Source organism: Changchengzhania lutea (genome assembly GCF_006974145.1).
GTDB lineage: Bacteria > Bacteroidota > Bacteroidia > Flavobacteriales > Flavobacteriaceae > Changchengzhania > Changchengzhania lutea.
In genome coordinates this window covers 365,420-378,651 of the sequence record NZ_CP039456.1, presented here as the reverse complement: position 1 = coordinate 378,651, position 13,232 = coordinate 365,420, and the positions used below count along the sequence as shown (strand labels likewise).

Genomic DNA, 13,232 nt, shown 5'->3' with positions numbered 1-13,232 from the left:
GTCACAAAACTACTGACTAATTTCTTTGTATATAATATACACGGCCATAAAGAGTGTAAAAAAACCAAAACTTTTTTTAAGCTTGGCACCACTTATAAATTTGGATAAAAACACGCCTATAACAATCCCGACGACAGAAATTAAGCTAAAGGTAAGTAAAAACACCCATTCTATATCTAATGTTTGAACATCACCTATGAAACCTATTAACGAGTTAATTGCCACGATGACCAATGAGGTGCCTACCGCTTTTTTCATGGGAATATTTGCCCAAATCACTAAAGCCGGAACATACAAAAAGCCACCGCCAGCTCCAATTAATCCAGTAACAGTACCAATAATTACGCCTTGAATAAATGTTTTGTAATAGGCCTGTTTTGTTTGGTTTTCATCTGCGTTCTCTTTCCTGCTTTTTATCATGGAAATAGAAGCAAGAAGCATAATAAAGGCGAAAAATATCATGATCCCCATGCTTTTAGTCAATGTGAAATTGCCAATACTCATTAAGTTTTCAGGAATTCCTGGAACTAAAAAACGACGGGACAAATAGACAGCTAAAAAGGAAGGGAATGAAAAAGCAAGCCCTGTTTTAAAATCGACCAAGCCTTTTTTGTATTTCTGAAAAGTGCCTACTAATGATGAAGTCCCTACTACAAATAAAGAATAAGCTGTAGCCACAATGGGGTTGTAGCCCAATAAATAAACCAATAAAGGTACTGTTAATATTGAGCCACCACCACCGATGAGTCCCAAAACAAGCCCAACAATGAGTGCACCAACGTAACCTAAAATTTCTATGCTATCCATATTAATGAGGCAGTTTGTCTCTTAATACTCCGTAAATAAATGTACCTAAAATAGCGGCGCTAATAACTATTAGCATGCTTATAACCCCAGTACCCAATAATATGTACATAGGTCCCGGACAAGCTCCAATAAGTGCCCATCCTAAGCCGAAAATACTTCCGCCTAAAATGTATCTTATTAGTCCGTTTTCTTTTTTAGGAACAAATATATCAGCCCCTGCTATGCTTTTAATATAACCTCGCTTTGTGATCTGTAGAAATAATATACCAGATATTACTGCGGAACCAATAATGCCATACATGTGAAAGGATTGAAAACGAAACATTTCATAAATTCGGTACCATGATACAGCTTCAGATTTTACTAAAACGACACCAAAAAAAATACCAACCAATAAGAACTTTAAATATTTCATATTAAAAAATTAGGGGTAAAATAAAATTAGTCATCACTAAGCCACCTATAAAAAAACCTATAACAGCAATCAAGGAAGGTTTCTGTAAACTGCTTAATCCTGTAATGGCATGGCCTGATGTACAGCCAGCTGCATAGCGCGTGCCGAAACCTACTAATAATCCACCAACTATTAATAAAACTAAACCTTCAATTGATGTTATGGCTTCCCAACCGTACATTTCGTTAGGGACTAATGTGGCACCCGGGTTCTTAAAGCCCATGTCTTGAAGTTCAGATATAGTTTCAGGATTTAAATTTGAGATACTATTATTTGATAAATAATGAGTAGCTATGAATCCGCCAATAACAGCTCCCACAACTAGAATTAAATTCCAAATTTGGTCTCTCCATTTGAATTTGAAAAAATTGGATGCTTTTCCTGCACCTGCTATGGTACACATGGTTCTTAGGTTAGAAGACATGCCAAAAGTTTTTCCAAAATAAAGCAGTAAAGCCATAACTAAGGCTATTAATGGACCAGAAACATACCAAGGCCAAGGATTTAAAATAAATTCCATCACTAGTAATTTTTTGTGCAAATATATGTTCTATTTAGATGTTCAATTAGTAATAAATGTTAATTTCAACTATTTATGTTTATTAATAAATGAAACACACCTAGTAAATATTTTTATGTGTGTCTAAATTATTAGTGATGGAATCTATTTTATAAGACTTTAATTTTATTTCTGCTCAATACAATTTTACCCTCATTTTCGAGAGTTTTTAAAAGTCTTGAAATCACCACACGAGAGGTATGTAAATCTTCCGATATGTCTTGATGCTTTATTTTAATCATGTTTGAATCATGCATAACTGTTTTATTTTTTAAATACTTATACAAACGGGCATCCATTTTCATGAAGGCTAGAGTGTCTATAGTTTCAAGCATTTCATCAAACCGCTTTTGATAACTTTCTAAAATAAAATTCCTCCAACTGGAATTACCCTCAAACCAGAGTTGCATATTTTCAACAGGAATCATGACTAAGGTTGAGCTTTTTTCCGCCACAGCACGAATTTTACTCTTTGAAGTTTCCATGCAGCATGTGAGTGACATGGTGCAGGTTTCACCAGATTCTAAAAAATAAATTAAAAGCTCATTGCCATTTTGATCTTCTCTGAGGATTTTTATTGAACCGTTCAATAACAGGGGGATAAACTTTAATTCTTGGTCTATATCAATAACAATATCATTTTTTAGGAATATTTGAATGATTCCGTTTTCAGAGATGTCTTTAATAATAGAATTATCAAGTTGGTGACTAAATTTTTCTAGTAATAGTTGATTTATCATATTCAAAAGTAATGAAATCCAAATTTGGAAAAAATATTTGGTAGAGTTTTAATAAAAATAGTATATTTGCACCCACAAAAACGGCCTCGTGGCGCAACTGAATAGCGCACTTGATTACGGCTCAAGAGGTTACTGGTTTGAATCCAGTCGAGGTCACTAATGTTTACAAAGCTTTCAATCTCTTGAAAGCTTTTTTTGTTTTAAGAAGTTTTTTTTATAAATAAAATTGCACATAAAATAAAATTTTATTTTATGTGCGATTTTTAGTTTAATGAGAATAGGGTTTGACTATTTTACAATTAATTTAGATGTGTGTGTAGTATTGTCTGCCTTAATTCGTAATAAATAAAGACCAGAAGACACCTCTTGATTAGAATCACTAGATTTATTCCAATCTATTGAAACATCACCAGCTGGAGCTTGTTCATTTTTAAGCGTTCTTACTAACCTACCAGTTACATCATAGATTGTAACATTTAAAAAAGCACTATTTTTAAGATTAAATCTAATTTTAGTGTCATTACGTATAGGGTTAGGAGACACACTAATTTTAGAATTTAGAACATTCTCTTTTGTTGAAAATGTACCGACAGTGGTAATCATTTCTATAGCACCTAAATAATAAAATCCATTAGCATTATCATTATTAGGACCAGGAGCTGCCGTGAGTGTAATTTCACCTGACACATTAGGTTGGATATTTAAAATATCAGCTGTATCAGTTCTATTATTTGCTGCGTCTAAAGTTGCAGTCTGCGTAGCAAGACCAGTGATGGTATATAATGCCTCACGATTATCGGAAACACCAGTTCTAGAAGCAAAAATTCGGAACGAGTAGTATTTAGCAACATCCAAGCCAGTTAGGATAAAACCTCCAGTTGGCTCAAGAGCGCCTTCAAAAGTAACGTTTTCTCCAAAGAAAGTATCTTGAGTAGCAGTAGCAGGAAACGGTAGAGATGCGTCTGGGCTACTAGTTCCGTTAGGATTGACATCATCAAATACGTCATCAATTGTAAGTGCTACACCGGTTGAGGTCCCGTCACTATCAATAAGATCAGCTTCGGAAAGATTTGTTGTCGTGATGTTGTTCCAATTACCAGGAGTGGTTAGGGTTGAGGCTGGGTCTCCAAAATCAATGTACGTCGTCACTTGCGCACTACCAATAAAGGCAATTGAGAACATAAATAAAAAAGAAGTAATTTTTTTCATAATAATTAAGTTTTAAAGCGTTAAGTTAATCCCTCATTGGGTTAAACAAAAGTAACTAAATTCATATAAAATATGTGCTCTTAACGGATAATTTTTATCACTATGGATGTCGTTTTTAACAATTTAACTAATACATGTGAAGCAATTGAAGGCATCGATAAAAGTTAGATAATTATCTTAGTCCTCAATACTTAGTCATTTCAAAGGGGTAGAAGAGCGAATTAATCCAATGCATTTTTAGTGACAAACCATCGCCAGCCAATAATGGCCATTTGTAGTTTGGTGGCATTGACCAAATCCAACTGATTTTTGGAATAACTTGGTAAGACAATCTTGTTCACCTTTGCTAAAAATTTAAATAACGGCTTTTGCATCTAACAAAAATAGTAAAACTTATTCTAGACTAAGTTTTACATTTTCGGATTATATAAACAATAAAAGAATATTGATTATAAGTAAAGCAAGTGTTATCATAATTTTCAGGTTTTAAAAGGTTAATAAAGGATTCGTTTTCTTGATTGTTCTTTGAAGATATACAATTCGGGATATGTCTACCAAGCAATTATATAGAAATCTATGAAATTGAATATGTATTTATAACTTGAAAGATAGATTGAATTATAATATATAACATATTTACTTCATTAATGTTATTAATTGTTATAATAAAACGTATTATTTAATACTAAGTGTAACATTTGTAGGGTGTTTTTTCTGTAATTTTTGAATCTCAAGGGGAGATTCTTTGAGAAAAGTGTTTATTTTAATGTTTTCATCTTTTTATTTGACTTGACCTTAGAATAGAACGAATTAAATTGGAAGACAAGTTTCTTAATAATTAAAGAAGTTTGGTTAATCAAAATTTCTGAGTTAATTATTATGAACGTGCATATTTGTAAAAAAAAACGAAAATCGTAAAATGTGATATATGCATTGTTTTTCCGTTAAACATCAATTGTAGTTTGGTGAGATTGCCATCAATAAATTAGATTGCGATACACCCAGTATTTGTGATATAGGATTTGTGGAGTTAAAATCCAATAACACTAGTTTTTTAGATGGCTGGTCTTTTTATTATGCGAAGCAATAGTGTATTTCCAACCTTTCAAATTCAATACTCGTAAATTCTATTGAAATTCTAATTTTGCTTTGGTGTTAACGTGTTTCAATTCAATTCTAGGGATGGAAAAGCGATACAAAAAGTTGTAGTAAGATAAAAAAGAAAAGGTTCTGAACAAGTATGTTGAGAACCTTTTCTGTAAATTTCTAATTTGAATTAGTACTGTTGTTTAGTAGTGATCTCAATAACGCCATCTTTGGCTTTTTTACCATACTTTTCTGTAGCAGATTTGCCTTTTATAACATTAACACTTTTAATGTCATCTGATTTCAGATCATCCAAATTTTGTTTCGTACTAATTTTTCCATTAATAATGTATAAAGGCTTTTCATTAGTCTTACTAACAAATCTTATTTGTTTATCATTATCTTCTTTAGTTTCAGTTTCATAAACCTCCTCATCATTATCAGTCATTAATGTTCCGTTATTTCCAGTGGCTGTTTCATATATGATTTCGTATGCTTCATCCTCCTCCACATCTTTACCATCCTTACCGTCTTCGTCTTCATTAACCTCTACTTTATACTCAAATTCATTATCGTTGTCATCATCTATTTCAACTTCGTTTTCTCCTTTATGATTATCAGAACTTGTTACGACAATGCCGTGTCCTTTTTTAGATTTTAATTTACCGTTAGTGGCATAGACGTAATTGTATTTGTGTTTTTTTGATATATGTCCGTTGCCTATAGAAATGCTATTGTTTTCTTTATTGAAAGAGATCTGAATAGGGTTTATGGGCTTGTCTGAATCTGAATAATAATTAGTTTGAGATGATTTACTCTGAACATTAATTTTTATAGCCGTAATATCTCCTGATCCGTTACGTTTTATGCCCTTAAATGTTAAAGTAACATCTAGTTTTTTAAAGTTTTTTGAAATGTTCGCTAATTCAGCATCTGTCATTCCCTTTATAATAATGACAGTTTCAATTTCTTTTTTCAATGGTGTTTTAACTGGCGTAATAACTTTTGATTGTTTAGTTGAAACCCGACTTTTAATTGGAGTTGGAACAAAGTCATTACTGTTTTCAATTATTGGAACATCATCAGAAATCAATTTATTTGATCTTTCGATTTTTACTATTGGAGGTTGGCTTTTTAAAGAACCAGCAGTATTTTCTTTTTTCACATAAATGTCCTGAGTATTAAAACCCATTAAAAATAAAGCCACAAGAGGAAGGACTAAAGCGTACTTTAATTGATTGATCTTTTTTGATTTTGATTTGTGTAACATAACGATTCGTTTTTTGATTAATGAATTGTAAAAATTATTTGTTAGCGCTAATTGATAATTAGGAATGCTTGATTTAAGTAAGGTGTATTGATAGCTTTTTTTGCACTCAGCATTATTATGAGCGGTTTGATCTGCTATAAACTCTAAATTCTGTTTCAGATTATTATTGTATAGCCAAATTAACGGATTGAACCACAATAAGATGCAGCATATTTGAGAAAACAAGTTATCAATGGAGTGATATTGTTGGGCGTGCACTTTTTCATGCATTAAAATTTGATTAAGTTCCGTACTGCTATAATCTTTAGGATTGTAAACTATATAATGAAAGAACGAAAATGGAGATTCTGCTTGCCTTGTTTCAATTAATTTAAAACCGTCTTGTTTAATACTTGTATTTCTGTAAAATAGTTTTACTAACGATTTCAACTGAATAAGAAAGCGTATGGCAAATACGATAACTCCAGATATGTAAATCCCTAAAAGTAAATTTGTAAAATTAAAAAAGGATTCTTTATTAGTTTCAGCAGTCACTTCATTAAAGCTGTAATTTGATGTTGCTACAGGTGTATATTCAATATAATTTGGAATAATATAAAAAGGAATAACAAATGCACTTAGTAGACCTAATAATAAAAACCAGCGATTGGATTCAAAAAATGTATCTCTTTCTAGAAACACTTTATAGCATGTATAAAATATTATGGTAAGCGCGGAAACTTTTAATAGATATTCCATGATCATTTGGTTTTTTCAATAAGTGCAATAATTTCCTTTAACTCGTCCACACTTATCTTCTCTTCCTTAGCAAAAAACGATACCATGTTTTTATAAGAATTATTGAAATAGTTATCAATAGCCACCGTCATAAAACGCTTTTTATAATCTTCTTTACTAACTATTGGGTAGTATTGATGGGTCTTTCCGTAAGCATAATAGGCAACATACCCTTTCTCTTCTAAATTTCTAATAATTGTAGAGAGTGTATTATAATGGGGCTTATCATCTTTAATTTCTGCCAGTACATCTTTAACAAAAGCCTTTTCCAGCTTCCATAAAATATGCATGATCTCTTCTTCTTTGTTGGTCAATTTTTCCATGTATGATCCTTTTCTTTAAATATATGGGCGCTTCACCACTTAGGTGGTGTCGGGCTATCCGCTATATCTTTTTTATCTCAAATAATAAAAAAGGATGCTGCTGCTATCCCTAACGCTTTATCAAACATAAAACTATTTTTATAGTTATACAACTAAATACATAGTTATTTAACTAAAATTTAAGTTTTCAGTATCAGTTTTTTGTTTTTGACTTTAAATTTTCCTTTTCATTTATAGTATCTTCGCATCAAATTTTTTTTATGAGTGTGTTATTGGTAATTCTAGGTTTTGTCTTATTGGTCGTTGGGGGTGAGTATCTAGTGCGTTCTTCTGTAGCTTTATCATTTAAATTTAATATTTCCAAAATGGTCATTGGTATGACCGTAGTATCGTTTGCCACTTCTGCACCAGAATTATTAGTGAGCTTACAAGCTGCATTATCCGGTTCTCCAGAAATAGCTATCAATAATGTGGTGGGTTCTAATATTGCTAACATAGGTCTTGTTTTGGGTATTACTGCAATGGTAGGAACCATAGTGGTAGATAAATCCTTTTTTAAAATGAACTGGCCAGTAATGATGCTGTTTTCTATAGCACTATATTATTTTTTGCAAAATGACAATCTTTTATCTTCAATAGAAGGCGGGGCTTTATTTGTGGCATTAATTTTATTCCTTATTTATTTAATCCGTAAAGCAAAGAAAGATCAATTGGTTGAAGAGGTTGACGAAACCCTCGCAATCGTATCAAACTTCAAAATTGTAACCTGGCTATTAATTGGGGGCGTTGCCTTATTTTTTGGAAGTGAATGGTTGGTTGAAGGCGCTAAAGCTATCGCCATTTCTATTGGGGTAAGTCAAGCCGTAATTGGAGTATCGTTAATCGCTTTTGGTACCAGTGTGCCAGAATTAGCGGCGTCAATTATTGCGGCAGCCAAAAAGGAGAAAGCCATTTCTTTAGGAAATTTAATTGGGTCTAATATTTTTAATATTGCCTCTGTATTGGGTCTAACAGCAATGATAAAACCCATACCGGTAACGGCACAAGAAATTTTATCAAATGATATTTTGTGGATGCTTGGTTTTGCACTGATACTTTTTCCATTAGCATTTCTTCCAAAGCGCTTTGAAATAAGTAGATATAAAGGTTTCTTTTTGGTAATAGGCTACGGCGTGTTTATGTTTTTAGTATTTACAAACGGTAAATGATTATAAAATAGATGGTATTAAAAAAGCGCTTGGAAATAAGTCCCAAGCGCTTTTTTTAAATAAAATATGTATGTAAACGATTAAACCTTGGCAGATTTAACAGTTTTTATAATACGTCCAGCAATTTTATAAGGATCACCGTTTGACGCTGGCCTTCTGTCTTCTAACCAACCTTTCCAGCCTTTTTCAACTGTAATAATTGGGATTCTAATTGAGGCTCCTCTATCTGAAATTCCGTAAGAGAAATCAGAAACGTGAGCGGTTTCATGCAAACCAGTTAAACGCTCGTCATTAAACTCGCCATATACTTCCATATGTTCATCGGTAACAGGTCTAAACGCTTCGCAAATTTTCTCATATGTTTCTTTAGAGCCACAAGTTCTTAAAAGCGTATTAGAGAAATTGGCATGCATACCAGATCCATTCCAATCGCCTTTTACAGGTTTTGGGTGATACTCAATATAAAAACCATATTTTTCAGTTAATCTATCTAATAGGTATCGAGCAATCCAAATTTCATCTCCGGCTTTTTTAGCGCCTTGGGCAAATAATTGGAATTCCCATTGTCCTGGAGCAACTTCTTGATTAATACCTTCAAAGTTTAATCCAGCGTCAATACATAAATCGGCATGCTCTTCAACAAAATCTCTACCCCAAGTATATCTTCCTCCAACAGAACAGTAATATTTACCTTGTGGCCCAGGAAATCCACCACGAGGGAAACCTAGAGGTAAATCGGTTTTAGCGTCCATTAAGAAATACTCTTGCTCAAAACCAAACCAGAAGTCATCATTATCATCATCAATTGCAGCTCTTGCATTAGAAGGGTGCGGCGTCCCATCTGCGCTTAAAACTTCAGCCATAATTAAATAGCCATTCTTTCTTGTAGGATCTGGGTAAATAGCTACTGGTTTTAATAAACAATCTGAAGCACCTCCAGATGCTTGTTCTGTTGAACTCCCGTCAAAAGACCAAATAGAACAATCTTCCAGTTTACCACTAAAGTCTTCTTCAACTTTAGTTTTACTTCTCATGTTTTGGGTTGGTTCATGACCATCTAGCCATATATACTCTAATTTTGATTTTGCCATAATGAATTGTTTAAAATAAGATACTGATGTTAATCCTACAAATATATATGTTTATATATATACTGGAAATTTTATAGGGGTAATTTGTAAACAATGAATGATATTTTTATTCATACCCCATAATTAAGGGGTTTAATTTAAAAAAAGATCATTTTTTTATATGATTATTGAAATATTGTTAATAATAATTATCTAAAATTAAAAATATCTATATGTACTCCCGTATTTTTGTGGGATTAATTGAACTAAACGTTATTCATATGTCCACTTTAAGATTTCATGCCATAAAGGAATCCTTAGCTTATAAAACCATCAATATCAAGGAGGTTAAACGACGCTCAGAATTATTTGGTGAGAATGTTTTTGACGAGAACACCATGCGACAGTATTTAACCAAAGATGCTTTTAATGGGGTTATGAATGCTATCCAACACGGAAAAAAAATAGATAGAAATATAGCGGATCAAGTATCTTCTTCCATGAAAGATTGGGCTTTGTCAAAAAACGTTACGCATTATACCCATTGGTTTCAACCATTAACTGGTACGACAGCAGAAAAACACGATGCTTTTTTCGAAACCATTGGTAGTGGGAATGCCATTGAAAAATTTGGTGGGGATCAGTTGGTTCAGCAAGAGCCAGATGCCTCAAGTTTTCCTAGCGGTGGTATAAGAAATACGTTCGAGGCACGTGGTTATACGGCCTGGGATCCTACCTCGCCAGCATTTATTTATGGAACGACCTTGTGTATTCCTACTATTTTCGTGGCGTATACGGGTGAGGCCTTAGATTATAAAACGCCATTATTACGTGCCTTACATGCCGTAGATGATGCAGCAACCGCAGTATGCAAGTATTTTGATAAACATGTTAAAAAAGTGACATGCTCTCTCGGTTGGGAGCAGGAGTATTTTTTAATCGATAGGGCTTTGGCTCAAAGCAGGCCAGATATTACGCTGACCGGTCGTACACTATTGGGGCATACCTCTGCGAAAGGACAGCAGTTAGATGACCATTATTTTGGTTCTATACCCGCTAGGGCGCTCAATTTTATGTGTGAACTTGAAACCGAATGTATGCTACTGGGTATTCCCGTAAAAACCAGACATAACGAAGTGGCTCCTAATCAATTTGAGTTGGCACCTATATTTGAAGAAGCCAATTTGGCCGTAGATCATAATTCCTTATTAATGGATATCATGGGGCGCGTTGCTTTAAAGCATAATTTTAAAGTGTTGTTTCATGAAAAGCCCTTTGCAGGGATTAATGGTAGCGGTAAGCACAATAACTGGTCGCTTTCAACAGACACTGGGGTTAATCTCTTGGCTCCAGGAAAAACGCCTATGAGTAATCTACAGTTTTTAACTTTTTTTATTAACACCATAAAAGCAGTCCATGAACACGAAGCACTTTTAAGAGCTGCTATAGCTTCAGCCAGTAATGACCACAGATTGGGTGCGAATGAAGCGCCGCCAGCAATCATTTCAGTGTTTATAGGAGAGCAATTAACAAAAGTGCTTTCGGAACTAGAAGGCGTTACAAAAGGGAAGTTATCGCCAAAAGAAAAAACAGAATTAAAGCTTAACGTAGTTGGTAAAATACCCGACGTGTTATTGGATAATACCGATAGAAACCGAACATCACCTTTTGCCTTTACAGGAAATAAATTCGAATTTAGGGCAGTGGGTTCGCTAGCAAACTGTGGCAATCCTATGACGGTGTTAAATACCATTGTTGCTAAACAATTAAAGGATTTTAAAATAGAAGTTGATAAATTAATTGATAAGAAAGACTTGAAAAAAGATGAAGCCGTTTTTAATGTGCTTCGAGAATATATCAAATCCTCTAAAAATATTTTATTCGAAGGGAACGGTTATGGAAAAGCCTGGGAAGACGAAGCTGAAAAACGAGGCTTAAGCAATAATAAAACAACACCCGAGGCCTTAAAATCTAGGATTTCAAAAAAAGCAATTGCGTTATTTGAAGAGATGCAAGTGATGAGCAAAATTGAAACAGAGGCGCGTTATGAGATAGAAATGGAAGCGTATATCATGCACATTCAAATAGAAGGTCGCGTATTGGGCGATATTGCTCGCAATCATATTGTGCCAACTGCGGTCAAGTATCAAAACATTTTAATTGAAAATGTGAAAGGCTTAAAGGAAATTTTTGAAGAGAAATTTAAAAGCGTTTCACAGGAACAAATAAATCTTATAAAAGAAATTTCCAGTCATATAGAAGGCATTAATGCCAATGTTACTAAAATGACCAACGCTAGAAAAGACGCCAATACTATTGAAGATATTGAAAAGAAAGCCTTGGCATATTGTAATCATGTGAAGCCATTATTTGATGATATACGGTATCACTGTGATAAGTTGGAGCTGCTCGTTGATGATGAGATTTGGCCACTTACTAAATATAGAGAGTTACTATTTACTAGATAAAAAGTATTTCATGAAAATCCCGCTTTATAAATCGGAGTTTTTTAATTCAATAAATTAAATTTGCACATCAATACAAGGTTATGAGTCAAGAAATAAGTAAGCGTTATGCCCAAAGAGGCGTATCAGCTTCAAAAGAAGATGTTCACAATGCCATCAAGAATATAGATAAAGGACTATTTCCTAAGGCGTTTTGTAAAATTGTTCCTGATTATCTCACGCAAGATGAAGCCTATTGCTTGGTGATGCATGCCGATGGTGCAGGAACAAAATCTGCCTTGGCTTATATGTATTGGAAAGAAACTGGCGATCTTTCTGTTTGGAAAGGCATTGCTCAAGATGCTTTAATCATGAATATTGACGATTTAATTTGCGTTGGTGCCACCGATAATATTATGCTATCTTCAACTATTGGTCGTAATAAAAATTTAATTCCTGGAGAGGTATTGTCAGCCATAATTAATGGTACTGAAGAATTGTTGGCTGATTTAAAGGCATATGGTGTCACTATTCACTCAACTGGTGGTGAAACTGCAGACGTTGGTGATTTGGTAAGAACTATTATTGTGGACTCTACGGTAACTGCGAGGTTAAAGCGTAGCGATGTTATTGATAACGCCAATATAAAAGCAGGTGATGTTATTGTTGGTTTAGAGAGTTTTGGGCAAGCAACCTATGAAAAAGAATACAATGGTGGTATGGGAAGTAATGGTTTAACTTCCGCCCGTCACGATGTTTTTAATAAGTATTTAGCCAAAAAATATCCCGAAAGTTTTGACGCTTCAGTTCCTGAAGAACTGGTGTATTCTGGATCTATGAAATTAACAGATGCTGTTGAAAATGCTCCAATTGATGCTGGAAAGTTAGTATTGTCACCAACGCGTACTTATGCGCCCATCATTAAACAAATATTATCGCAATTCAACAATGAGACGATTCATGGGATGGTGCATTGTTCAGGAGGAGCACAGACTAAAATCCTCCATTTTATTGACGAATTTCATATTGTTAAGGATAACATGTTTCCTGTTCCGCCCTTGTTCAAATTAATTCAAGAACAATCTAAAACAGATTGGAAAGAAATGTATCAAGTATTTAATTGTGGGCATAGAATGGAAATTTACGTCTCTCCTGAAATTGCAGATGATATTATTGCAATTTCAAAATCATTTCAAGTCAATGCTCAAATTATTGGTAGGGTAGAAGCTTCTAAAACCAAAGGTCTTACAATAAAAAGCGAGTATGGTGAGTTTAATTATTGAAA

At 33.7% G+C, this 13,232-nt stretch carries 12 protein-coding genes and 1 tRNA gene; 4 read left to right on the top strand and 9 right to left on the bottom strand.

The genetic code is table 11. The features are described from left to right. Positions 1–9: 9 nt before the first annotated feature. The 4 genes from FAF07_RS01770 to FAF07_RS01755 form a co-directional block, all read right to left on the bottom strand. The gene (locus tag FAF07_RS01770) at positions 10–807 is read right to left on the bottom strand and encodes a sulfite exporter TauE/SafE family protein (protein WP_142783487.1); all 798 of its coding nucleotides are present in this window, start codon (positions 805–807) and stop codon (positions 10–12) included. 1 nt (position 808) lies between these two features. Then, positions 809–1,222 carry a DUF6691 family protein gene (locus FAF07_RS01765; protein ID WP_142783486.1) on the bottom strand — a complete coding sequence of 138 codons (414 nt, stop codon included), beginning with the start codon at positions 1,220–1,222 and terminating at the stop codon, positions 809–811. 1 nt (position 1,223) lies between these two features. Continuing rightward, positions 1,224–1,781, bottom strand: coding sequence for a YeeE/YedE family protein (locus tag FAF07_RS01760; RefSeq protein ID WP_142783485.1), 558 nt, complete (start codon positions 1,779–1,781; stop codon positions 1,224–1,226). Between the two features lie 149 nt (positions 1,782–1,930). After that, on the bottom strand, positions 1,931–2,560 hold the full coding sequence (locus tag FAF07_RS01755) for a Crp/Fnr family transcriptional regulator (protein ID WP_142783484.1): 630 nt from the start codon (positions 2,558–2,560) through the stop codon (positions 1,931–1,933). Positions 2,561–2,642: 82 nt separating this feature from the next. On the opposite strand from FAF07_RS01755, the gene FAF07_RS01750 reads away from it, so the two are divergent. Continuing rightward, positions 2,643–2,716, top strand: a tRNA-Arg gene (locus FAF07_RS01750). Positions 2,717–2,848: 132 nt separating this feature from the next. Here the strand turns inward: FAF07_RS01750 and FAF07_RS01745 are convergent. From FAF07_RS01745 to FAF07_RS01730, 4 genes are all read right to left on the bottom strand, one after another. Further along, positions 2,849–3,769 (bottom strand): T9SS type A sorting domain-containing protein, encoded by a 921-nt coding sequence (locus FAF07_RS01745; protein WP_142783483.1) that lies wholly within the window; start codon positions 3,767–3,769, stop codon positions 2,849–2,851. A 221-nt stretch (positions 3,770–3,990) separates the two neighbouring features. Continuing rightward, complete coding sequence (locus FAF07_RS01740) at positions 3,991–4,110, bottom strand: SsrA-binding protein (protein ID WP_394344963.1); 120 nt, start codon at positions 4,108–4,110, stop codon at positions 3,991–3,993. A 935-nt stretch (positions 4,111–5,045) separates the two neighbouring features. After that, complete coding sequence (locus FAF07_RS01735) at positions 5,046–6,863, bottom strand: M56 family metallopeptidase (RefSeq protein WP_185956499.1); 1,818 nt, start codon at positions 6,861–6,863, stop codon at positions 5,046–5,048. A gap of 2 nt (positions 6,864–6,865) precedes the next feature. Then, positions 6,866–7,225, bottom strand: coding sequence for a BlaI/MecI/CopY family transcriptional regulator (locus tag FAF07_RS01730; RefSeq protein ID WP_142783480.1), 360 nt, complete (start codon positions 7,223–7,225; stop codon positions 6,866–6,868). A 260-nt stretch (positions 7,226–7,485) separates the two neighbouring features. Here FAF07_RS01730 and FAF07_RS01725 point away from each other — a divergent pair, with 260 nt between their 5' ends. Further along, positions 7,486–8,433 carry a calcium/sodium antiporter gene (locus FAF07_RS01725; RefSeq protein ID WP_142783479.1) on the top strand — a complete coding sequence of 316 codons (948 nt, stop codon included), beginning with the start codon at positions 7,486–7,488 and terminating at the stop codon, positions 8,431–8,433. 80 nt (positions 8,434–8,513) lie between these two features. Here the strand turns inward: FAF07_RS01725 and FAF07_RS01720 are convergent, their stop codons facing one another. Continuing rightward, a complete protein-coding gene (locus FAF07_RS01720) occupies positions 8,514–9,524 on the bottom strand; it encodes a glutamine synthetase beta-grasp domain-containing protein (RefSeq protein ID WP_142783478.1) in 1,011 nt (336 codons plus the stop codon). 260 nt (positions 9,525–9,784) lie between these two features. Between FAF07_RS01720 and FAF07_RS01715 the strand changes: the two genes are divergently transcribed. Together FAF07_RS01715 and FAF07_RS01710 are read left to right on the top strand one after the other, a co-directional pair. Next, the gene (locus tag FAF07_RS01715; protein ID WP_142783477.1) at positions 9,785–11,971 is read left to right on the top strand and encodes a glutamine synthetase III family protein; all 2,187 of its coding nucleotides are present in this window, start codon (positions 9,785–9,787) and stop codon (positions 11,969–11,971) included. An 80-nt stretch (positions 11,972–12,051) separates the two neighbouring features. Beyond that, a complete protein-coding gene (locus FAF07_RS01710; protein WP_142783476.1) occupies positions 12,052–13,230 on the top strand; it encodes an AIR synthase related protein in 1,179 nt (392 codons plus the stop codon). The last annotated feature ends 2 nt before the right edge of the window (positions 13,231–13,232 follow it).

Bases quoted from the DNA above. Each gene is read 5' to 3' on its own strand.
- FAF07_RS01725 (WP_142783479.1), top strand. From the start codon at position 7,486: ATGAGTGTGTTATTGGTAATTCTAGGTTTTGTCTTATTGGTCGTTGGG.
- FAF07_RS01765 (WP_142783486.1), bottom strand. From the start codon at position 1,222: ATGAAATATTTAAAGTTCTTATTGGTTGGTATTTTTTTTGGTGTCGTT.
- FAF07_RS01770 (WP_142783487.1), bottom strand. From the start codon at position 807: ATGGATAGCATAGAAATTTTAGGTTACGTTGGTGCACTCATTGTTGGG.
- FAF07_RS01755 (WP_142783484.1), bottom strand. From the start codon at position 2,560: ATGATAAATCAACTATTACTAGAAAAATTTAGTCACCAACTTGATAAT.
- FAF07_RS01715 (WP_142783477.1), top strand. From the start codon at position 9,785: ATGTCCACTTTAAGATTTCATGCCATAAAGGAATCCTTAGCTTATAAA.
- FAF07_RS01760 (WP_142783485.1), bottom strand. From the start codon at position 1,781: ATGGAATTTATTTTAAATCCTTGGCCTTGGTATGTTTCTGGTCCATTA.
- FAF07_RS01745 (WP_142783483.1), bottom strand. From the start codon at position 3,769: ATGAAAAAAATTACTTCTTTTTTATTTATGTTCTCAATTGCCTTTATT.
- FAF07_RS01730 (WP_142783480.1), bottom strand. From the start codon at position 7,225: ATGGAAAAATTGACCAACAAAGAAGAAGAGATCATGCATATTTTATGG.
- FAF07_RS01710 (WP_142783476.1), top strand. From the start codon at position 12,052: ATGAGTCAAGAAATAAGTAAGCGTTATGCCCAAAGAGGCGTATCAGCT.
- FAF07_RS01720 (WP_142783478.1), bottom strand. From the start codon at position 9,524: ATGGCAAAATCAAAATTAGAGTATATATGGCTAGATGGTCATGAACCA.
- FAF07_RS01735 (WP_185956499.1), bottom strand. From the start codon at position 6,863: ATGGAATATCTATTAAAAGTTTCCGCGCTTACCATAATATTTTATACA.